The sequence below is a fragment of the Sphingobium sp. TomTYG46 genome, assembly GCF_055396345.1.
Window position 1 is genome coordinate 969,911 of record NZ_AP027324.1, and the last position, 19,461, is coordinate 989,371.

20 protein-coding genes, 1 tRNA gene, 1 other RNA gene and 1 pseudogene are annotated in these 19,461 nt (G+C 61.8%); 9 read left to right on the forward strand and 14 right to left on the reverse strand.

Translation table 11 applies throughout. The features are described from left to right. Positions 1-64 precede the first annotated feature (64 nt). Together ACZ5YV_RS04920 and ACZ5YV_RS04925 are read left to right on the forward strand one after the other, a co-directional pair. Complete coding sequence (locus ACZ5YV_RS04920) at positions 65-2,332, forward strand: NADP-dependent malic enzyme (protein WP_464788832.1); 2,268 nt, start codon at positions 65-67, stop codon at positions 2,330-2,332. A gap of 30 nt (positions 2,333-2,362) precedes the next feature. After that, entirely contained in the window at positions 2,363-3,040 is a 678-nt protein-coding gene (locus ACZ5YV_RS04925; protein WP_464788833.1) for a L,D-transpeptidase family protein, read from the forward strand. A gap of 6 nt (positions 3,041-3,046) precedes the next feature. On the opposite strand, the gene ACZ5YV_RS04930 is transcribed toward ACZ5YV_RS04925, so the two are convergent. The 12 genes from ACZ5YV_RS04930 to ACZ5YV_RS04985 all read right to left on the reverse strand — a co-directional run bounded on the left by ACZ5YV_RS04930 (position 3,047) and on the right by ACZ5YV_RS04985 (position 12,840). Continuing rightward, positions 3,047-3,265 carry a hypothetical protein gene (locus tag ACZ5YV_RS04930; RefSeq protein WP_464788834.1) on the reverse strand — a complete coding sequence of 73 codons (219 nt, stop codon included), beginning with the start codon at positions 3,263-3,265 and terminating at the stop codon, positions 3,047-3,049. A gap of 298 nt (positions 3,266-3,563) precedes the next feature. Then, positions 3,564-3,935 carry a phosphoribosyl-AMP cyclohydrolase gene (hisI, locus tag ACZ5YV_RS04935; protein ID WP_464789148.1) on the reverse strand — a complete coding sequence of 124 codons (372 nt, stop codon included), beginning with the start codon at positions 3,933-3,935 and terminating at the stop codon, positions 3,564-3,566. Positions 3,936-3,998: 63 nt separating this feature from the next. After that, a tRNA-His gene (locus ACZ5YV_RS04940) sits at positions 3,999-4,075 on the reverse strand. Positions 4,076-4,334: 259 nt separating this feature from the next. Further along, on the reverse strand, positions 4,335-4,607 hold the full coding sequence (locus tag ACZ5YV_RS04945) for an HU family DNA-binding protein (protein WP_196226204.1): 273 nt from the start codon (positions 4,605-4,607) through the stop codon (positions 4,335-4,337). A gap of 179 nt (positions 4,608-4,786) precedes the next feature. Further along, positions 4,787-7,183: an endopeptidase La gene (gene lon / locus ACZ5YV_RS04950; protein WP_464788835.1), complete on the reverse strand. Its 2,397-nt coding sequence runs from the start codon at positions 7,181-7,183 to the stop codon at positions 4,787-4,789. A gap of 121 nt (positions 7,184-7,304) precedes the next feature. Then, positions 7,305-7,628 carry a YbaB/EbfC family nucleoid-associated protein gene (locus tag ACZ5YV_RS04955; protein ID WP_196226206.1) on the reverse strand — a complete coding sequence of 108 codons (324 nt, stop codon included), beginning with the start codon at positions 7,626-7,628 and terminating at the stop codon, positions 7,305-7,307. Further along, positions 7,625-9,232 carry a DNA polymerase III subunit gamma/tau gene (locus tag ACZ5YV_RS04960; protein ID WP_464788836.1) on the reverse strand — a complete coding sequence of 536 codons (1,608 nt, stop codon included), beginning with the start codon at positions 9,230-9,232 and terminating at the stop codon, positions 7,625-7,627. Before ACZ5YV_RS04960 ends, ACZ5YV_RS04955 begins: the two co-directional genes overlap by 4 nt. Positions 9,233-9,283: 51 nt before the next feature. Continuing rightward, positions 9,284-9,381: signal recognition particle sRNA small type (gene ffs / locus ACZ5YV_RS04965), an RNA gene on the reverse strand. Between the two features lie 41 nt (positions 9,382-9,422). After that, positions 9,423-10,331, reverse strand: coding sequence for an SGM family class A beta-lactamase (gene blaSGM, locus ACZ5YV_RS04970; RefSeq protein ID WP_464789149.1), 909 nt, complete (start codon positions 10,329-10,331; stop codon positions 9,423-9,425). A gap of 33 nt (positions 10,332-10,364) precedes the next feature. Continuing rightward, a complete protein-coding gene (locus ACZ5YV_RS04975) occupies positions 10,365-10,700 on the reverse strand; it encodes a 2Fe-2S iron-sulfur cluster-binding protein (RefSeq protein WP_196226209.1) in 336 nt (111 codons plus the stop codon). 17 nt (positions 10,701-10,717) lie between these two features. Further along, positions 10,718-11,809 carry a cysteine desulfurase family protein gene (locus ACZ5YV_RS04980; RefSeq protein ID WP_464789150.1) on the reverse strand — a complete coding sequence of 364 codons (1,092 nt, stop codon included), beginning with the start codon at positions 11,807-11,809 and terminating at the stop codon, positions 10,718-10,720. After that, positions 11,806-12,840 (reverse strand): cysteine desulfurase family protein, encoded by a 1,035-nt coding sequence (locus ACZ5YV_RS04985; protein WP_464788837.1) that lies wholly within the window; start codon positions 12,838-12,840, stop codon positions 11,806-11,808. The genes ACZ5YV_RS04980 and ACZ5YV_RS04985 overlap by 4 nt, the downstream gene beginning before the upstream one ends. A gap of 146 nt (positions 12,841-12,986) precedes the next feature. Between ACZ5YV_RS04985 and ACZ5YV_RS04990 the strand changes: the two genes are divergently transcribed. Further along, entirely contained in the window at positions 12,987-13,643 is a 657-nt protein-coding gene (locus ACZ5YV_RS04990; protein WP_464788838.1) for an alpha/beta hydrolase, read from the forward strand. 139 nt (positions 13,644-13,782) lie between these two features. After that, the gene (locus ACZ5YV_RS04995; RefSeq protein ID WP_464788839.1) at positions 13,783-14,874 is read left to right on the forward strand and encodes an HPP family protein; all 1,092 of its coding nucleotides are present in this window, start codon (positions 13,783-13,785) and stop codon (positions 14,872-14,874) included. Here the strand turns inward: ACZ5YV_RS04995 and ACZ5YV_RS05000 are convergent, their stop codons facing one another. Next, positions 14,875-15,072 (reverse strand): hypothetical protein, encoded by a 198-nt coding sequence (locus tag ACZ5YV_RS05000; protein ID WP_460988024.1) that lies wholly within the window; start codon positions 15,070-15,072, stop codon positions 14,875-14,877. A gap of 103 nt (positions 15,073-15,175) precedes the next feature. Between ACZ5YV_RS05000 and rpiB the strand changes: the two genes are divergently transcribed. The 4 genes and pseudogenes from rpiB to ACZ5YV_RS05020 all read left to right on the forward strand — a co-directional run. Then, on the forward strand, positions 15,176-15,613 hold the full coding sequence (rpiB, locus tag ACZ5YV_RS05005) for a ribose 5-phosphate isomerase B (protein WP_464788840.1): 438 nt from the start codon (positions 15,176-15,178) through the stop codon (positions 15,611-15,613). Between the two features lie 12 nt (positions 15,614-15,625). Next, entirely contained in the window at positions 15,626-16,945 is a 1,320-nt protein-coding gene (gene glyA, locus ACZ5YV_RS05010) for a serine hydroxymethyltransferase (RefSeq protein ID WP_464788841.1), read from the forward strand. Between the two features lie 88 nt (positions 16,946-17,033). Next, positions 17,034-17,495, forward strand: coding sequence for a transcriptional regulator NrdR (nrdR, locus tag ACZ5YV_RS05015; RefSeq protein ID WP_196226215.1), 462 nt, complete (start codon positions 17,034-17,036; stop codon positions 17,493-17,495). Between the two features lie 32 nt (positions 17,496-17,527). Further along, positions 17,528-18,319: pseudogene (locus ACZ5YV_RS05020) on the forward strand (RNA methyltransferase); the annotation flags it as partial. Here the strand turns inward: ACZ5YV_RS05020 and ACZ5YV_RS05025 are convergent. Beyond that, complete coding sequence (locus ACZ5YV_RS05025) at positions 18,316-18,612, reverse strand: chorismate mutase (RefSeq protein ID WP_464789151.1); 297 nt, start codon at positions 18,610-18,612, stop codon at positions 18,316-18,318. The pseudogene ACZ5YV_RS05020 and the gene ACZ5YV_RS05025 overlap by 4 nt on opposite strands. Before the next feature lie 232 nt (positions 18,613-18,844). Here ACZ5YV_RS05025 and rpsD point away from each other — a divergent pair, with 232 nt between their 5' ends. After that, positions 18,845-19,459: a 30S ribosomal protein S4 gene (gene rpsD, locus ACZ5YV_RS05030; RefSeq protein ID WP_097091626.1), complete on the forward strand. Its 615-nt coding sequence runs from the start codon at positions 18,845-18,847 to the stop codon at positions 19,457-19,459. The last annotated feature ends 2 nt before the right edge of the window (positions 19,460-19,461 follow it).

Below are 19,461 nucleotides of genomic sequence, written 5' to 3' on the forward strand. Positions count from 1 at the left end.
CAAATCCGCCATTTACGGGCGCGTCGGCATTGCCCCTGCCCCAAATCAATAATAAGGCCGGGTCATGGACGACAACACCCGCCGCGCAGCCCTGGATTATCACCGCTTTCCGCAGCCGGGGAAGCTACGGATAGAGCCTACCAAGCGCATGGTGAACCAGCGCGACCTGGCGCTGGCCTATTCGCCCGGCGTGGCCGCTCCCTGCCTGGAAATCGCCGAAGATCCCGAGAAGGCGATGGACTATACGGCGCGCGGCAATCTGGTCGCGGTGATCTCCAACGGCACGGCCGTGCTGGGGCTGGGTGCCATCGGTGCCCTTGCCTCCAAGCCGGTGATGGAGGGCAAGGCTGTCCTCTTCAAGAAGTTCGCCGACATCGATGTGTTCGATATCGAGGTGGACACGACCGATCCGGAAAAGTTCATCGAAGCCGTGGCGCTGCTGGAGCCGACATTCGGCGGCATCAATCTGGAAGATATCAAGGCGCCGGAATGTTTCGCCATCGAGGCGGAGCTCAAGAAGCGGATGAAGATTCCGGTCTTCCACGACGACCAGCATGGGACAGCGATCGTCGTGGCGGCCGCTGTGCGAAACGCGCTGGTCTTGCAGGGCAAGACATTGGCGGAAGCGCGACTGGTCACATCCGGGGCCGGAGCGGCGGCGTTGGCCTGCGTCGATCTGCTGGTGTCGATGGGCCTTCGGCAAGAGCATGTGACGCTGACCGACAAGGATGGCGTCATCCATTCTGGTCGCGAGGGCATGTTGCCCAACATGGCCCGTTACGCGCGCGCGACCAACGCGCGGACTTTGCCCGAAGTGCTGCCGGGGGCCAACATTTTCCTGGGCTTGTCGGCGCCGGGGGTGCTGAAGCCTGAATGGCTTCCCCTGCTCGCGCCCAATCCACTGATCTTCGCGCTGGCGAATCCGGAGCCGGAGATCCGGCCCGAGGTAGCGCGCGAGGCACGACCCGACGCCATCGTCGCAACCGGGCGTTCCGACTATCCCAATCAGGTCAATAACGTCCTGTGCTTCCCCTATATGTTCCGGGGGGCGCTGGACGCCCGCGCGACCGAGATTAACGAGGCCATGAAGGCCGCAGCGGCGGAAGCGATCGCCGCGCTCGCCCGGTTGCCAGCGCATGACAGCGTCGCGCAGGCCTATGGTGGGCGACGGCTGGCGTTCGGCCCGGACTATATCATTCCAACGCCGTTCGACCCGCGCCTGATCGCAGAGATTGCGCCTGCGGTCGCCAAGGCGGCGATGGACAGCGGGGTGGCGAAGCGATCACTGGATATCGAAGCCTATCGCCGGTCACTGGCCCAACAGAACACGCGATCAGCGCAGCTAATGCTGCCGGTGTTCGAGGCCGCGCGGGGCACCTGCCGCCGCATCGCCTACGGCGAAGGCGAGGATGAGCGCGTGCTGCGCGCGATCCAGGACGGGTTGGACGAGGGGATCGTTCGTCCCGTCATCGTCGCGCGGCGGCGGATATTGAAGGATAAGCTGCCCAGCCTTGGCCTACGGTTCGAGCTGGATCGCGATGTGGAAGTTGTCGATCCAGAAACCGATCATGAACTGCTCGGGCAGCTGGTGGATGCCTATCGCGCCATCGCTGCTCGCAAAGGCGTCCCCACCGCAGAGTTGCTGCGCCACGTTTACCGACGCCCGACAGTGACGGCAGCGATGCTGCTGCGCACCGGGCGCGTCGATGCGGCGCTGGTCGGCGGCAACAGCGAATATTGGGGCCAAGTTGAACATGTCCTGCGGATCGTCGAGCGTCGGCCGGGACATAGCCGCGTCTATGCGCTGTCGGGACTGATCCTGGACGCAGGTGCGCTGTTCATCGCCGATACGCATATGGTCCCCGATCCTACACCCGAGCAGGTGGCCGAGATGGCTATAGCGGGTGCGACCGAGCTACGGCACTTCGGGCTTTCGCCGCGCGTGGCGCTTCTTTCGCATTCGAATTTTGGAGCTTCGCACAGTCCCAGTGCGCGGAAGATGCGGACGGCGTTGCAACTGGTGCGCGCGCAGGCGCCGGACCTGCTCGTCGATGGTGAAATGCATGCGGATGCTGCGCTCAGCCAGTCGCTGCGGGAACGATTGGTCCCAGATACTCGCTTTGAAGGACCTGCCAATCTGCTGGTAATGCCGAACCTCGATTCGGCGAATATCACCCTCACCGCGCTATCCGCCTCCTCCAGTTCGCCGACCGTGGGGCCGATGCTGATGGGGCTGGCGCAACCCATTCACGTGCTGACGCCGGGCGTCACCGCTCGCGGTGTCCTGAACCTGACCGCAATCGCGGCGGCCGAGGTGGATCGGGAAGGCTGAGCTTAACCTTTTGCATGCAATAAAACGGGCATGGCGCGACTGATCCGGAATGTAGCGAAAGCGGCGGGGCCGAAGCTGATAATAGGCAGCGTGCTTGGCGCCGCCGGTTTGCTGGTGAGTATGTATGTGGATCGCGGGCGCGATCTTGAGTCTTCGCCGCAGAAGGCCGCCTCACCTGAAAGCGCCCCTGCCAAGGCACCAATCGAGCGAAGCCGGTCACAGCCGCTGCCCGTCAGTCCCCATGCGCTGGTGGTCAAAAGCGTGTTGCCGATCGAGGGGCCGTTCCGTCATGGCGACTATGTCTGGGATGAGAGCCAAGCGCCCGCGACGGGACCGGTCATCATCACGGTAGACCTGAAGGCTCAAACCCTGTCAGCTTTTCGCGCTGGCCATGAAATCGGCGCGGCAGTGATCCTCTATGGCGCCGATGACAAGCCCAGCCCCTTGGGCGCCTTCCCCGTTACGCAGAAGGACGCGGACCATGTGTCCAGCCTTTATGATGCGCCGATGCCCTACATGCTGCGATTGACGAATGATGGGGTGGCAATCCATGGCAGCGACGTCAAATGGGGTAGCGCCACCCACGGTTGCATCGGCGTACCGACCGCCTTCGCGCGCAAGCTGTTTTCCGCGGTGAAGCTGGGGGACCTGGTGATCATCACGCAGGGCAAAATGCTGGACACCAGCCAGGTTCGAGACGCAGGCTGAACCCCGTCAATCCTGTTCACAAAGCGGATTGCCATCGCTACCGGTGACGCGCAGCGCAGAGCTGGCGTCGCTCGATGCGCGGGGGAAGCTGACGCCTTCGAGTGAACCCCGTCCTTCGCAAAGATGAGCGCATTTTAGGTCGAGAACACCGGGGAAGGCGATCTGATCGCCATCATATTGCGCGATGATGATGCAACCCCCGGCCCGATCGAAGCTGAGTATCAACTTGTCTCCGGCTCGCTTTGCGGAACCCCGCCCCCGACAGCGTTGATCCTCGCCGAAAATGGCTTCGGCGCCGAAGCGGAAATCGCCGGATCTACCGGGGATGATGCACAGGCTGTCACTGCCCGCCTCATGACGCCGCTGGAAAAGCCCGACGGGAGACGATCTGGAGGTGTCCGCGATGACGCCGCTTTCGATGGCTGCGCGTTCGAGCCCGGACGTCGAGGCGGTATTGCCTGCCGAACTCGCGGAGCGCTCGCCGTCCCCCTGGCACCCGACCAGTAGCGGCAGGAAGGCCAGGCTATTCCACCGTATCGACAGCGGTCAGTCCTTCCGGGCCTACGTGGCGAAAGAAGCAGGAACGCGCGCCTGTGTGGCATGTTGGACCTGCCGGAACCGCCTTCACCCAAACTGCGTCCTGGTCGCAATCGATCCGGATGTCGCGTACCTCCAGCATGTGGCCCGATGTCTCGCCCTTTTTCCAGAGCGACTGGCGGCTGCGCGACCAGAAATGCGCCAATCCGGTCTCGACGGTCAGCGTCAACGCCTCCGCATTCATATGGGCGACCATCAGCACTTCGCCACTGCCAGCGTCGGTCACGACTGCTGTGATCAGTCCGTCACGATCATATTTGGGATTGAGGGTCAGGCCCTTGTCACGCGCATCGTCCATAGTCGGGCTATAGTCGGGTGGAGGGCTCATGCGAAGCCCATCGCGTCAGAAAAAGGAGGGAAATGGGGCGATCGAGGGGATCCGAACCCCCGACCTCTGGTACCACAAACCAGCGCTCTAACCAACTGAGCTACGATCGCCACAGGGCCGTTCGGCCCAAGAGAGATGCGGCACATATGCGGCGATTGGATAGTCGTCAAGCTGGCAAATGCGTGCGCGGTGCGGAAAAAGAAACGGGGCGCAGACCCGCTGGCCCGCGCCCCTCTTCCCTCTGTTCAGTACATGGTCGCAGCGAGGCTTTCTCACCTTCGGCGACGCTACTCTCCTAAACCAATCAGGCCGCGATACCCAACATCTTGGTTTCTGGATCAGGCACCCTGGAAGGCGCCGTCCTGCTTGTTAGTTGACCGAGTCCTTCAGACCCTTGCCAGCCTTGAACTTTGGCTGAGCCGAAGCCTTGATCGTCATCGTTTCGCCGGTGCGCGGGTTGCGGCCAGTGGATGCCTTGCGCTGGGAAACGGAAAAAGTGCCGAAGCCGACGAGGCGAACTTCATCGCCCTTCTTCAGCGCGGAAGAAATTGAATCGAACACGCCTTCGACCGCCTTGCTGGCGTCGCTTTTGCTAAGGCCGCTGCTTTCCGCAACAGCACTGATAAGATCCTGCTTGTTCATACCTTTGGAACCCCCTTCTAAATGTGTGAATACCTAAGGAATCGCGGATTAGGCGGGGCAATAAGGCGCAGCTTTGAACAACTGTCAAAGGGAAAGCGACAAAGCTGCCACCGTCAGTGAGATTTTCAGCCTTGGGGCGAAATCTCACTGAAAGTAGCGGCTAATCTGCCTAACCGAAATTAGTGACGAAGCGTGGCATCGTTATCCCGGCCGGCGGCCGGGCTTGGCTGAGCCGCCAGATCATCTTCTTCCGTCCAGGCAATCGCTTCAGGCACAGAAACCAGCGCACGGGAAAGGACCTCGTCCACATGGGACACGGGCACGATTTCCAGCCCTTCCCGAATATTCGCCGGGATTTCAGCTAGATCCTTTTCATTTTCCGCCGGGATCAACACCGTCTTGATACCGCCGCGCAACGCCGCCAGCAGCTTTTCCTTCAGCCCGCCGATCGGAAGCACGCGGCCACGAAGCGTCACTTCACCCGTCATCGCAACATCCTTGTGAACAGGGATGCCGGTCAATGTCGAGACGATGCTCGTCACCATGCCGATGCCTGCGGAAGGGCCGTCCTTTGGCACAGCACCTTCGGGAAGGTGGATGTGAATGTCCTTCCGGGTGAAGAGGCTGGGCTTGATACCATAGCCCGGTGAGCGCGCTTTCACGTAAGAAAAGGCGGCCTGCACGGATTCGGTCATCACTTCGCCAAGCTTGCCGGTCGTCCGGATCGCGCCCTTTCCAGGGACGGTCACCGCTTCGATGGTCAGCAGCTCGCCGCCCACTTCGGTCCAGGCGAGCCCGGTGACGGCACCGATCTGGTTCTCCTCCTCACCGACGCCGTGGCGGAACTTCCGCACCCCGGCATATTCGGCAAGATTGTCCGGCGTGATCGTGACCTTCTCGAAAACGCCTTCCAAAATCTTGCGGAGCGCCTTGCGGGCAATACGTGCCACTTCACGTTCAAGCGTGCGGACGCCCGCCTCTCGCGTATAGTAGCGGATAAGATCACGGATCGCGGCTTCGGTGACTTCCACCTCGCCTTCCTTGAGACCGTGAGCGTCGATCTGCTTTTGCAGCAAGTGGCGCTGCGCGATCTCGACCTTCTCATCCTCTGTATAGCCTTCGAGCCGGATGATCTCCATGCGGTCCAGCAGTGGCTGAGGCAGGTTCAGCGAGTTGGCGGTCGTGACGAACATCACGTCCGAAAGATCGACATCGATCTCGAGATAATGGTCCTGAAACTTGCTGTTCTGTTCAGGGTCCAACACCTCCAGCAGCGCCGAAGCCGGATCGCCCCGGAAATCCTGGCCCAGCTTGTCGATCTCATCCAGCAAGAAGAGCGGGTTCATCGTGCCCGCCTTCTTGAGGTTGGTCACGATCTTGCCGGGCAGAGACCCGATATAGGTGCGGCGATGGCCACGAATTTCGGCTTCGTCGCGCACGCCGCCAAGCGACTGGCGCACGAACTCACGGCCCGTCGCCTTGGCGATCGAACGGCCGAGCGAGGTCTTGCCAACGCCCGGAGGGCCAACGAGGCACAGAATAGGACCCTTCAGCTTATTAGTGCGGGCCTGCACCGCAAGATATTCGATGATCCGGTCCTTGACCTTCTCCAGCGCGAAATGATCCTCGTCCAGGATGGCTTGCGCGCGCTTCAGGTCGGTCTTGACCTTGCCCTTCTTGCCCCATGGCAGGCCCAGGAGCACGTCGAGATAATTACGCACGACCGTGGCTTCGGCCGACATGGGCTGCATGCCCTTGAGCTTTTTGAACTCGGCTGTCGCCTTTGCGCGCGCTTCCTTGCTGAGCTTTGTCTTGGCGATCTTCTCGGCCAGTTCGGCAAGTTCATCGCCCTCTTCGCCCTCGCCATTACCCAACTCGCGCTGGATCGCCTTCAACTGTTCGTTCAGATAATATTCGCGCTGAGTCTTTTCCATCTGCCGCTTTACGCGACCGCGAATCTTCTTTTCGACCTGAAGAACGCCAAGCTCGCCTTCCATGAAGGCGAAGACCATCTCCAGACGCTTTACGGGATCAGCCTCCACCAGCAGCGACTGCTTGTCGGCGACCTTCACGTTGATGTTGGCGGCAACGGCGTCGGCCAGACGGCCTGCATCCTCAATCTCACGCAGCTGAACGGGCGTTTCCGCAGGCAGCTTCTTGTTGAGCTTCGCGTAGTTTTCGAATTGCTCGGCGACGGAGCGCATCAGCGCTTCGGCTTCAGGCCCCTCCGCTGCGATCTCATCGACCGGATCGACTTCGGCGATCAGATGGTTATCGGTCGAGCTGATCGACTGCAGTTGCGCGCGATGCTTTCCTTCGACCAACACCCGAACGGTGCCGTCCGGCAGCTTCAGCAACTGCAACACGATCGCGACGACGCCGGTGTCGTACAGCGAGTCACGGTTCGGATCATCCTCGGCCGGGTCAAGCTGCGACACGAGGAAGATTTCCTTATTTCCTTCCATCGCCGATTCAAGGGCAGAGACGCTCTTGTCGCGACCGACGAAAAGCGGGACGATCATCTGTGGAAAAACCACGATGTCGCGCAACGGAAGGAGGGGATATTGCGTAGTCATTCAATCTCCGGCGGGCCGCACGATTATTTGCTCTGCCATGCGGTTCATGGCTTTATGGGGACCATCAGGGCATCATTCAATTGGTGCCGTCCTTTTGAACGGACTGTTATCCGAGTGCCGATCAGAAAGGCAGCTTGAACCCCGGCGGAAGCGGGAGGCCGCTCGTCATCTTCGACATTTCCGCAGAACTTACCTCGTCCGCTTTTTTGCGAGCGTCGTTGAAAGCTGCTGCCACGAGATCCTCAAGCATCTGCTTTTCGCTAGGCGCGAGCAGACTGTCGTCGATCGATACGCCCACGATCCGGCCCTTGGCCGAAGCGCGGACCTTTACCAGACCGCCGCCTGCGGCTCCCTCAACTTCGATCTTGTCGAGATTGTCCTGAGCGCGTTGCAGTTCTTCCTGCACGCGGCTGGCCATGCCCAATATTTCGTTCAGATCCTTCATCGCTCTGCGCTCCATGCTTCGGTCCGATCAAGATCGGCTTCGGGGAAGGCCGCAAGCACGGCCTTCACCACCGGGGTATCGAATATTTCGGCACGTTCCTGTGCCCGACTTGCCTGCTGCTGCTCCAGCAATGACGGAGCGGCACCGCCTTCACTGCGCCTGACCTGCCACGGGGAACCCGTCGCCCTCTGCAATTCTATCGAGAGCGTACGGCAGAAATCGCCGTCGGCCCACTCCTGCGTTAGTTGTAATTCCAATTCAGGTGGATCGAACCGGACGATGCGCACGCAATCATGAAGGAAGTCAGCGAGCCGCCCCTTCTTTTGTTCCCAAAGCAGATCGACGAGGGCCTTCGCATCCTGGGGCAGCGATGCGGTAGGAGCAGAGGCGGATGAGGCCGAAACCGAAGCCGTTTGCGCAGCCGGAACAGAGCCTTCGCGCAGGAGCCGCGCGATCTCGCCGGGGTCGGGCATGGTCGCGGCGTGCATGACACGGAGCAGGGCCATCTCGCAGGATTCGATCGGGAATGCGGCGCCTGCAACCTCGTCATGGCCCTTGAGCAGCAACTGCCAGAGACGATGAAGCGGCGCGAAGCCGATTTGCGATGCCCAAGTGGCCAGCGCCTCTCGTTCCTCCGCGGACTGGCCGGGATTGGCGATGTCCCGCCCTGCCTTCGCCAGCGTCACTGCATGCACCAGTTCAAGCAGGCCCCGAACCAGCGACAGGGGCTCAACACCGAGCGCATATTGCTCGCGCACCGCAGCCAGCAGCGCGGCGGTATCGCCTTCCAGCAACAAGCCGAGCAGGCGGCGAACGGCGCCACGATCCGAAAGGCCGAGCATATCGCGGACCTGAGCGGCGGTGACGAGCGGGGCGCCCTCCCCCATTTCCGCATGGGCGATCGCCTGATCGAGGATGGAAAGGCCGTCGCGGGCGGACCCCTCCGCTGCTTGGGCGATCAGCGCGAGGGCATCGTCTTCGGCGGCAACCTGTTCCGTCTCGACCACATGCGCAAAGTGGGCCGCGAGCAGTTCAGCGGGAATGCGGCGCAGGTCGAAACGCTGGCAACGGGAAAGGACGGTGACGGGGACCTTGTTCACCTCGGTCGTGGCGAACAGGAATTTTACATGCGCGGGGGGCTCTTCGAGCGTCTTGAGAAGCGCGTTGAACGCGTTCTTCGAAAGCATGTGAACTTCGTCGATAATGTAAATTTTGTAGCGCGCGGAAACTGCGGCATAGCGCACCGCCTCGATAATCTCGCGTACATCGTCGACACCGGTGTGGCTGGCGGCGTCCATTTCGACCACGTCGATGTGGCGGCCCTCTGCAATTGCCTGGCAGGGTTCGCACACGCCGCAGGGATCGATCGTGGGGTCGCCCTGCCCGTCGGGTCCCACGCAGTTCAACGCCTTTGCGATCAGGCGGGCCGTTGATGTTTTCCCGACGCCTCGCACCCCGGTCATCAAGAATGCGTGGGCCAACCTGCCCCGACGGATGGCGTTACCCAGCGTCTGGACCATGGCATCCTGCCCGATCAGTTCGCGAAAGCTGCGCGGCCGGTATTTGCGCGCAAGCACGCGATAAGGCTGAGATGAATCGGACATGGTAACAATCTAGCGGCTTGAGGAGCGGCTGTCGAAGCCGGAAAGCCGAATAAAGGTGGGAGCCGGAACGACCCGCGGCGAAATCGTTGTGGCTGCTTCCGTCAGGACCTGACCAGGTTGGCGACGACCACGTCCGCCCGACTCCCGGCGCGGCATATGGCGAAAGGCTGTGGCGATGGCAAGGGCCGGGTTATTCAAGCCCGGTTCGCTGCGCCTTTGCGACGAAATCAAGTGCGGCGCGGGCAGCTTCGGCGATGGCGGCTTCGGCTGCTTTGGCTTCGGTGGTTGGACGGTCGAGATAGATAGTGAGGACATATTCCTCACCCGAGGGCGCCTTTACCAGCGCCACGTCATTATAAGCTGTACCGCAGCTTCCGGTCTTGCTGCCCGAGGTCCAGCCTTTAGGCAGGCCCGCCTTGATCCGCTTATCGCCCGTTGTGCTGGCGTTGAGCCATGTTCTCAGGCGATCAGCGCTCTCGCTCTTCATGTCGCGGAAGATCAGGCGAGCCATGAGGTTTGCCATGGCGGCAGGACTGGTGGTGTCACGGGGATCACCTTCGACATTTTCGTTCAGCGCCGGTTCGGCCCTGTCGAGTCTCGTCACCGTATCGCCATGCGCGCGGGCGAAGGCCGTCAGTCCTTCCGTGCCGCCGATCATCGGCAGCAGCAGATTTGCGGCACTATTGTCGCTAACCTCCACTGCCGCCTCGGCAAGTTCCGCCATGGACAGGCGACCGCGTTTCCGGTTTGCCTTCACCACCGGCGCATAATCGAGAATGTCCGCGTCAGTGAACGCCACCTGCCCTTCCAGCCCGAACCGCCCTGCGTCGGCGCCCATGAGCACGGCCGCTGCGAGAGGCGCCTTGAAGGTCGAGCACATGGCAAAGCGTTCGTCCCGGTTGAAGCCGAGGAGCAGTCCGCCCTTGCTGTCGACCAGCGCGACGCCGAGGCGGCCGCCGGTCTCCTTTTCGATCTCGCGCGGGTTGCGCACAGATTTCATTGCCGATTCGCTGACCATGTAACGCGGCGCAGGCGGCAAGAGGGATTGGCGTGCGCCGTCCTGTTGCGCCATGACTGGGCCAGAGAGCGACAACATCATCCCCGCCGCGACACCGATGCAAAGGCGCATGAACTACATGCCCTGCATATTGTAGGATTCGCCGGGGATGCGGACGGTGAGGCCGTCGAGCTTCTCTTCCAATATGATCTGGCATGACAGGCGGCTGGTTCGCGTGGCTGCTGCGGCGAGGTCCAGCATATCCTCCTCCGCCTCGCTGGCGGGCGGCAGTTTGGAAAAATCCTCTGATTCAACAATCACATGGCAAGTGGAACAAGCCATCTGCCCCTCGCACGTTCCCTCCAGCGGCTGACCTGCCGCCTGAGCTACCTCCAAAAGCACCGAGCCTGCGGCGGCATCGACCTCCTGACGATTTTCGCCATCCGCGCTGACGAACGTGACCCTGATCATGATTGCGACTCCCTTGGCTACGGCGCCGCTTGTACGGCTGCCGCGTCGTTTATTATCTTTGCGGCGCTCTCCAGTTCGGCCGGTGTCGTGTAGCGGCCAAAGCCGATCCGCACCGATCCGCGCGCCTCTCGTTCCGACAATCCGATGGCGCGCAGCACATGGCTTGGCCGCCCGGAGCCACTCGCGCAAGCACTTCCCAGCGAAAATGCGACTTCACGGCATTCCGACAACAGCCGGGCGCCATTGATCCCGTCACGACGAAGATTGAGATTGCCGCTATAGCGCGCGTCCACGCCGCCGTTGAGGGTCCATGTGTCGAACAACTCACGCGCCTGTTGCCATAGCGCCTCTACATGCGCGTGGTCCTGTTCTGCCCGCTCCCGCATCAGCCGGGCGGCGACGCCGAAACCGGCGCACAAGGCAGGCGATAGCGTGCCTGATCGCAGGCCCGCCTCTTGCCCGCCGCCATACATGACGGGTTCCAACTTCACCTCGTCCCGTATCCAGAGGGCACCCACGCCCTTTGGCCCATGGATCTTGTGGGCGCTTATGGCGATCATGTCACAGCTGTCGGGGATAGGGACGCGGCCATAGCCTTGCACCGCATCGCAGAGGAACAGCGCGCCTGCGCGGTGAGCAAGGGCGGCGAGTTTGTCCACGGGCTGGATGACGCCGATCTCATTGTTCACGAGCATGGCAGCGACAAGCCCCACGCCGGGTTTGATCGCGGCTTCCGCTGCGTCCAGATCGACGAGGCCGTCGCTGCCGACTGGCAGGATTGTGACACGTCGCCCCCTGGTTCCGAGTGCGGACACCGTATCAAGAACGGCCGCATGCTCGGTCGCCAGCGTCACTATGTCGCCAGCGGGCGCCCCGAGAATGGCGAGGTTCAGCGCTTCGGTCGCGCCTGATGTGAAGATCAGTCGGCCTCCGTGGGGCAAGAGCCTGATGACCTCTTCGCGCGCCAGCTCGACCTGCGCCGCAGCGGCTCGCCCCAATCGGTGGGCACTGTGGGGGTTGGCGAACTGGTCGCGGAGAAGTGGGACCATGGCGTCAAAGGCCTCTGGCGCGAGCGGCGTCGTGGCCTGATAGTCCAGATAGATGGTCATGGCCGCCTGCTCGCCATCCTTGTCCATTGGTCCAGGAAGCGATCGATGTCGGCATCGCTGGTCGATGGACCGAAGCTGACCCGTATGACTTCACCAGCCGCAGCCTCGTCCCAGCCCATGGCGTGGAGAACGTGGCTGGTCTTGAGCGAACCGGATGAGCAAGCGCTACCCGCCGAAACGGAAATTCCGGCAAGGTCGAACTGAATGAGCTGGGCGCGGGCCGAAACACCGGGCATGCGGTAGCTGGCAATCGCAGGGCTGCGCGGCGCCGCGCGCGCGACGATTTCACCGCCCCTTTCCTCGATGGCTTGGTCCAGACGCTCCCGGAGCCGCGCAGCCACTGGCAGCCAGTCCAGGCGATCCAGAGCAGCCGCCATAGCGAGAACGCCGGGGAGGTTTTCAGTGCCGGGCCGATAGCCCTGCTCCTGACCACCGCTGGGTTGCAGTAGCCCCAAATCCCGGACGAGAAGAGCGCCTACACCGGGCGGCCCTCCGAATTTATGGGCACTGATCGCGATCATGTCCGCGTCAGGCAGGGGGAGTTTGCCCGCGCTCTGGGCGCAGTCGGCAAAGAGGATCGATCCTTGACGATCCAATGTGTCGAGCGGCTGGATGACGCCGGTTTCATTATTCACATGCTGGATGGCGATGAGCGTTTCGGGGCCAAATGCAGTTGAAGCGAGCGCCACAGCGCCTTCTGCGGTGACTTTCAGCCGTTCGACCTCGGGCGTCACGCGGAGAACCGAATCATGTTCTACTGGAGATGTGAAAATATGGGCGGCCTTTGCTCGCGTCAGGCCAATGACGATCGCCTCGCTCGCGCCCGAGGTGAACAGGACATGTCCCTTCCATCCCAAGGCAGCAGCGATCCGCGCCCTGGCATCCTCCAGCGCAGCACGGGCCGCGCGTCCTTCCGCATGCGGGCTGGATGGGTTTGCCCATAGGTCCATTGCCTCCCGCATGGCAGCTTTCGCCTGCGGCAGCATGGGGGTTGTCGCGGCGTGGTCCAGATAAAGGCGATCAAGGGCCACGAGGCGATGTTACTCATTGATTGCGGAAATGGCGGTGGCTTCTATATAGGCGGTCTGCCGCGCAACGCCAGCACTGGCTTTTGCGCGCCCGCATCCAACCGCCGGCCTCCTTTCTCCGGGTGGCGGCCAGAACCATAACAGGTGCCATGCCCGACGTTATTTTCCCCGGACCCGAAGGCCGTCTCGAAGGCCGTTTCAGCCCCCCGCCCCGTCCCCGCGCACCGGTCGCGATGATCCTGCATCCCCATCCGCAGGGCGGCGGCACGATGAACGACCGCATTACGCAGGCGCTCTACAAGACGTTCGTGAAGCGGGGCTTTGCGGTGCTGCGTTTCAACTTCCGGGGCGTAGGCCGCAGCCAGGGCACGTTCGACAATGGCATCGGCGAGCTGAGCGATGCCGCCGCGGCGTTGGATTGGATCCAGAGCTTCCACCCGGAGGCGCAGACCACCTGGATCGCCGGTTTCTCCTTTGGGGCATGGATCGGCATGCAGCTGCTGATGCGCCGTCCGGAAATACGCGGTTTCATCTCGGTCGCGCCGCCCGCGAACATGTATGACTTCTCCTTCCTTGCCCCCTGCCCTGCTTCAGGAATTATCGTGCAGGGAACGGCGGATGAGGTCGTGACCGCCAACGCGGTGCAGAAGCTGGTCGATAAGCTGCGCACGCAGAAGGGCATCACCATCCATCATGACGAAATCCGTGGCGCGAACCACTTTTTCGAACATGAGCTGGATCAGTTGATGAAGTCGGTCGACAATTATCTGGACATGCGCCTGTCGCCTGACTCGCCGATCCGCTGACACGCTTCACTGATTATGAAGGGGGGCCGCGTGCGATGCGGCCCTTCTTTGTTTCGGCTGCGGCACGTTTCCAGCCAAATCAGCTATCAAGAAAATATATCTTGGCCTGCGCGGTCGCCGCGACTAGCGGCGGCGGGCCATGAGTGACGAGAAGAACAACGACGTTCGCCTGATATGGAGCCGCTATTACAGCGCCTTCATACCTGCGCCGCCCGGGCCGGGCTTCTTCGACCGATTGAAAGCGGCGAGCGGCGCAATTGGCGGTATCGCAATCACAGGATTGCTTTGCGGCCTGATGCTTGGGAACGGCATAGCGCATCCGTTGCTGGTTGCTCCGATGGGCGCTTCGGCGGTGCTGTTGTTCGCCGTGCCGGCAAGTCCGCTTGCACAGCCATGGTCCGTTTTCGGCGGCAATGTCGTATCGGCGCTGGTCGGGATTACAGTCGCGCGAATTATCCCTGATCCTACGATAGCTGCTGCTTTGGCGGTGGGTTGCGCCATTGGGGGGATGTCCCTGCTGCGCTGCCTCCATCCACCGGGCGGCGCGGTTGCGCTTTCGGTCGTGTTGGGCGCGGCCAATGGTGCGCCGAGCTATATGTTCGCTTTTATCCCGGTGGGGCTGAACACTGCGCTGCTGGTGACGGTGGCGATCATCTTTCACCGGATCGCGGGGCACAGCTATCCTCATGTCGCGCCCAAAGCTCCGAGCGCACATGGGACGAGCGATCCGGCGCCCTTGCTACGAACGCCGCCCTCCGAACAGGATGTGGAGGAAGCGTTGCAGGCCTATGGCGATGTTCTGGACGTCAACGCCGCCGACTTGCAGGTCGTGCTCCATGATGCGGAGGTCCGCGCCGCTGAACGCAGCCATGCCACGCTGACGTGCGGCGAGATCATGTCGCGCGACATCCTGTCCATTTACGAAGGCCAATCCGTGGCCGAAGCGGCCGACCTGCTGCATGCCCGGCGTCTATTGTCGCTGCCGGTGCTGGATGACGCTGGGCGGGTTCAAGGCCTGGTCGGTCCACTCGACCTTTCGCGGGAAGGTGAGACGGCCCGCGACATTGCGTCGGAGCCGCTGCTCGTGTCGGAACATACGCCGGTTTCGCAATTGCTGCGTCCGCTGACGAGTGGACTGACGCATGAAGCCATCGTCGTGGATGGTGCGGGACGGCTGCGTGGGATGGTGACCCAAACCGATCTTCTGGCGGCTATGGCGCTGCGCGCCTGATCAGTCGCGATGGCGTTCCAGCATCGGTACATCGGGGCCGGGGATAGCGGAAATCGCTACATTGGCGAACATGACCAGTCCGGCTATGATCATCAGGACGCCACGCTTGCGATCGCCCTTCTTCACGATCGCGTAGATGCCGCCGCCCGTGAGAAACAGTCCCGCGAGCATGAGAATGGATAATATTGTCGATGCCATGAAACAGGCCATAAGCGGCCAGCTGGACTGTGGCAATTGGCAGCCTCTGCCCCTAAGAGGCGCGGGACACGAATCACCTTTTGCGTGACAGGACAATTTCGCCGTGAAAATCGCCCTAGCTTCCGATCATGCCGCCGTTGATCTGAAGGCCGAACTCGCCGATTGGCTGCGTGATGAAGGTCATGAGGTGAATGACCTCGGCCCAGCGACAGCCGACCGCGTCGATTACCCCGATTTTGGCTACAAGCTTGCCGTCGCCATCGCGTCAGGCGTTGCAGAACGAGGTATAGCGTTGTGCGGTTCTGGCATCGGCATATCCATCGCGGTAAACCGCAATCCTGCGTGCCGCTGTGCGCTGGTGTCGGAACCATTATCGGCAGCGCTATCCCGCGAACATAATGACGCAAACGTCCTTGCCCTGGGTGCCCGCTTGACTGGCGTGGACATGGCAAAGGCCTGCGTCACCGCCTTTCTTTCCACCGAATTCGGTGGTGGCCGCCATAGTGGCCGTGTCGAAAAACTCTCTCAGCCCGCGCTTTAAGGAGCCAGCCCTATGAGCACCGCACCCCTCGCCCAGCCCGACCTCTCCGATATCCGCGCGGAAGGCTATTTCACGCGCAATCTGGCCGATGCCGATCCCGCGGTCTTCGCGGGCGTCACCAAGGAACTGAAGCGCGAGCAGAACCAGATCGAGCTGATCGCTTCGGAAAATATCGTGTCGAAAGCGGTGATGGAGGCTCAGGGCAGTGTCTTCACCAACAAATATGCCGAAGGCTATCCGGGCAAGCGCTATTATCAGGGCTGCGCGCCTTCGGATGAAGTTGAGCAGTTGGCGATCGACCGGGCCAAGCAGATCTTCAACTGCGGCTTCGTCAATGTGCAGCCCCATTCGGGCGCTCAGGCGAACGGCGCGGTGATGCTCGCGCTGACCAAGCCGGGCGATACGATCATGGGCCTGTCGCTCGACGCTGGCGGCCATCTGACGCATGGCGCCAAGCCCGCACTGTCGGGCAAGTGGTACAATGCCGTGCAATATGGCGTGCGCGAGGATACGCACGTCATCGACTATGACGCTCTGGAAGCGCAGGCGATCGAAGCCAAGCCAACGCTCATCATCGCGGGCGGATCGGCTTATCCGCGTCACCTCGACTTCGCTCGGTTCCGTGCGATCGCGGACAAGGTCGGCGCGCTGCTAATGGTCGATATGGCGCACTTCGCAGGGCTCGTCGCCGGTGGCGCGCATCCGACGCCCTTCGGTTTCGCTGACGTGGTGACGACGACCACGCACAAGACCCTTCGCGGTCCACGCGGCGGTATGATCCTGACCAATGACGAAGCCATTGCGAAGAAGATCAATTCGGCGGTCTTCCCCGGCCTTCAGGGCGGCCCGCTGATGCATGTCATCGCTGCAAAAGCAGTGGCATTCGGCGAGGCACTGCGGCCTGAGTTCAAGACCTATGCCCAGGCGATCGTGACCAATGCCAAGGCGCTGGCGGGCAAGCTGGAGCAGCGCGGTCTTGCCGTCGTTTCGGGCGGTACGGACACGCATCTGGCGCTGATCGACCTGCGTCCCTACGGCATTTCGGGCAAGGATGCCGACGAGGCGCTGGAGCGCAGCTTCATCACCTGCAACAAGAATGGCGTCCCGGGCGACCCCCTGCCCCCGACCAAGACCAGCGGCATCCGCGTGGGTTCGCCCGCCGGTACGACACGCGGCTTTGGCGTGGCTGAGTTCGAGGCGATTGGCGACATGATCGCCGATGTCCTGGAAGGTCTGCGCGACAAGGGCGAGCATGGCGACGCGGCGGTCGAAGCCAGTGTCCGGGAACGCGTGTCAGCCCTCTGTGCCCGCTTCCCAATCTACGAAGGCTGATCGCTTCGTTCTGTCAGGGGTGGTCGAGGCGCGGCGGCTGTGCCATCTCGTGTCTCGACTCATCCGAACGAACGGAGCTTATTACTGAATGCGTTGCCCCTTCTGTGCTCACGACGACAGTCAGGTAAAGGACAGCCGCCCCACCGAAGATGGCGCCGCCATTCGCCGCAGACGGCAGTGCGAAGCCTGTGGCGCGCGCTTCACCACGTTCGAGCGCATCCAGTTGCGCGACATCTGGGTGGTGAAAAGCGAGGGACGTAAGGAAGCGTTCGACCGCGACAAGCTGGCGCGCTCCATCGATATCGCCTGTCGCAAGCGACAAATCGATCCGAGCAGGCTGGAAAAGCTCATATCCGGTATTCAGCGGCAGCTGGAAACCAGCGGCGACGGCGAAGTGCCTGCGCGCGCGATCGGCGAGATGGTGATGGAAGGCCTCAAACGGCTCGACAGCGTCGCCTATATTCGCTTCGCCAGCGTGTATAAGGACTTCACCGATGCTCAGGATTTCGAGGATTTCGCGGGTTCAGTGAAAGAGGTTGGGAGTGAGTGAGGGCGGCTACACCAACTCCCCCATTCGCCACTTCGCAAAGAACCTTCGATACCGAGTTGCGATAAGCTCGGCCACTTTTCAGAGCAAACGGGATAATGTCAGAGCTTTCAGCCCCCCGCCCCGTCATCGTCCTCGTGCGCCCGCAACTCGGCGAGAATATCGGCAAGGCCGCGCGGGCCATGCTGAACTTCGGGCTTACCGAAATGCGACTGGTTAGCCCGCGCGATGGGTGGCCCAACCCTGATGCTGGCCCGTCGGCGGCGGGAGCCGATGTCGTGCTCGACAAGGCGGAGGTTTTTGAAAGCCTTGCCGACGCCGTCGCGGATTGCTCGCACGTTTATGCGACCACGGTGCGCAAGCGGGGCGTGACCAAGCCGGTGGTGACGCCGGAAGAAGCGGCGCGCGAAATTCACGAGACTATAGGAAGGGCGGCCTATGTTTTCGGGCCGGAGCGGTCAGGGCTTGAAACGGAGGATGTAGCGCTCGCGCGCAAGATCCTGACTGTGCCGATTAATCCTGAATTCGGATCATTGAACCTGGCGCAGGCAGTCATCTTGTGCGCCTATGAATGGTCGAAACAGGCCCAGTTGGAACAGCCGACGGTCGTTGACCTTGGCGAACCGGCGCCACAGGTGGAACTGGAAGGGATGATAAACCAGTTCGAAACTTTGCTGGAAGGCGCGGGCTATTTCTTCCCGCCCGATCGGGCACCCGCGACCAAGCGGACGTTGCGGAACCTGCTGACGAAGCCCGGCTGGAACCATTTGGAGGTGCGGACGCTGCGCGGCGTACTTTCCGCCCTGAACAATCCGCGATCGCGCTAGGCTTTGAGGCGATCGAATTCCTTCATTTCATAGGCGATCGAAGCTTCAACCAACTGGTCCCACAAAGCGGCAAGAATGTCATCGGGGACGCCTAGACGAGCAGCTTCAGCGCGAACATTGTCGATGACCTCCGCCTTACGCGCTTCGTCGCGCACGGCGCTTCTTTCCGGCTTGATACGGGCGGCCGCGCGCATGTGGGCGAAGCGTCGAGCGAGCAGCGCAACGAGCTGACGGTCGATTTCATCCACGCCGGTCCGGACTTGCGCCATGCTGGTGTAGTTTTCGGGGTCCATGGCGACGCTGACTAGGCGCGCCGAGGGCGGCTGTCGAGGGTTGACATGCCACTTTGCCTTCTTCATAGGCGCGCCTTCGTGATTGGCCCCGCACCCCGGTGAAGCGGCGGCCCTGCCCCTTTATGGCAAGCAGGCGAGTACCGGGAATAAATTTCACCCTCCCCGAAAAGTGGGAACCGGTTTTCGGATCAGGAGGGTGAGCAAACGTTGTTAGCGATTGTAAGGAATTATCATGTCGAAGCGTTCCAGCGCGAAGTACAAACTCGACCGTCGCATGGGCGAGAACATCTGGGGTCGCCCGAAAAGCCCGGTCAACAAGCGTGAATATGGTCCCGGTCAGCACGGTCAGCGCCGCAAGGGCAAGATGTCCGACTATGGCATCCAGCTGAAGGCGAAGCAGAAGCTGAAGGGCTATTACGGCGACATCACCGAAAAGCAGTTCAAGAAGAACTACACCGAAGCCGCCCGCATGAAGGGCGACACCGGCCAGAACCTGATCGGTTTGCTGGAGCGCCGCCTGGACGCAGTAGTTTATCGCGCCAAGTTCACGCCCACCATCTGGTCGGCGCGTCAGTTGGTTTCGCACGGTCACGTCTATGTGAACGGCGTGAAGTGCAACATCGCAAGCCGTCTGGTTAAGCCGGGCGACGAAATCACCCTGGGCAAGAAGGCGCAGGAAATGGCGCTGGTTCTGGAAGCACAGAGCCTGCCCGAGCGCGACATCCCTGACTATGTGTCGCCCGATGGTGCCGCCAAGGTCACCTATGTCCGCGTCCCGACGCTGGACGAAGTGCCTTACCCGGTGAAGATGGAACCGAATCTGGTCGTCGAATTCTATTCGCGCTGATC

What these genes read in the sequence shown, in the direction of transcription:
- hisI (WP_464789148.1), bottom strand. Translation starts at nt 3,935, where the DNA reads ATGGACGATGCGCGTGACAAGGGCCTGACCCTCAATCCCAAATATGAT.
- glyA (WP_464788841.1), top strand. Translation starts at nt 15,626, where the DNA reads ATGAGCACCGCACCCCTCGCCCAGCCCGACCTCTCCGATATCCGCGCG.
- ACZ5YV_RS05000 (WP_460988024.1), bottom strand. Translation starts at nt 15,072, where the DNA reads ATGGCATCGACAATATTATCCATTCTCATGCTCGCGGGACTGTTTCTC.
- ACZ5YV_RS04955 (WP_196226206.1), bottom strand. Translation starts at nt 7,628, where the DNA reads ATGAAGGATCTGAACGAAATATTGGGCATGGCCAGCCGCGTGCAGGAA.
- ACZ5YV_RS04980 (WP_464789150.1), bottom strand. Translation starts at nt 11,809, where the DNA reads ATGACCATCTATCTGGACTATCAGGCCACGACGCCGCTCGCGCCAGAG.
- ACZ5YV_RS04920 (WP_464788832.1), top strand. Translation starts at nt 65, where the DNA reads ATGGACGACAACACCCGCCGCGCAGCCCTGGATTATCACCGCTTTCCG.
- blaSGM (WP_464789149.1), bottom strand. Translation starts at nt 10,331, where the DNA reads ATGATGTTGTCGCTCTCTGGCCCAGTCATGGCGCAACAGGACGGCGCA.
- ACZ5YV_RS04975 (WP_196226209.1), bottom strand. Translation starts at nt 10,700, where the DNA reads ATGATCAGGGTCACGTTCGTCAGCGCGGATGGCGAAAATCGTCAGGAG.
- lon (WP_464788835.1), bottom strand. Translation starts at nt 7,183, where the DNA reads ATGACTACGCAATATCCCCTCCTTCCGTTGCGCGACATCGTGGTTTTT.
- ACZ5YV_RS04990 (WP_464788838.1), top strand. Translation starts at nt 12,987, where the DNA reads ATGCCCGACGTTATTTTCCCCGGACCCGAAGGCCGTCTCGAAGGCCGT.
- ACZ5YV_RS04960 (WP_464788836.1), bottom strand. Translation starts at nt 9,232, where the DNA reads ATGTCCGATTCATCTCAGCCTTATCGCGTGCTTGCGCGCAAATACCGG.
- nrdR (WP_196226215.1), top strand. Translation starts at nt 17,034, where the DNA reads ATGCGTTGCCCCTTCTGTGCTCACGACGACAGTCAGGTAAAGGACAGC.
- ACZ5YV_RS04925 (WP_464788833.1), top strand. Translation starts at nt 2,363, where the DNA reads ATGGCGCGACTGATCCGGAATGTAGCGAAAGCGGCGGGGCCGAAGCTG.
- ACZ5YV_RS04995 (WP_464788839.1), top strand. Translation starts at nt 13,783, where the DNA reads ATGAGTGACGAGAAGAACAACGACGTTCGCCTGATATGGAGCCGCTAT.
- ACZ5YV_RS05025 (WP_464789151.1), bottom strand. Translation starts at nt 18,612, where the DNA reads ATGGACCCCGAAAACTACACCAGCATGGCGCAAGTCCGGACCGGCGTG.
- ACZ5YV_RS04945 (WP_196226204.1), bottom strand. Translation starts at nt 4,607, where the DNA reads ATGAACAAGCAGGATCTTATCAGTGCTGTTGCGGAAAGCAGCGGCCTT.
- rpsD (WP_097091626.1), top strand. Translation starts at nt 18,845, where the DNA reads ATGTCGAAGCGTTCCAGCGCGAAGTACAAACTCGACCGTCGCATGGGC.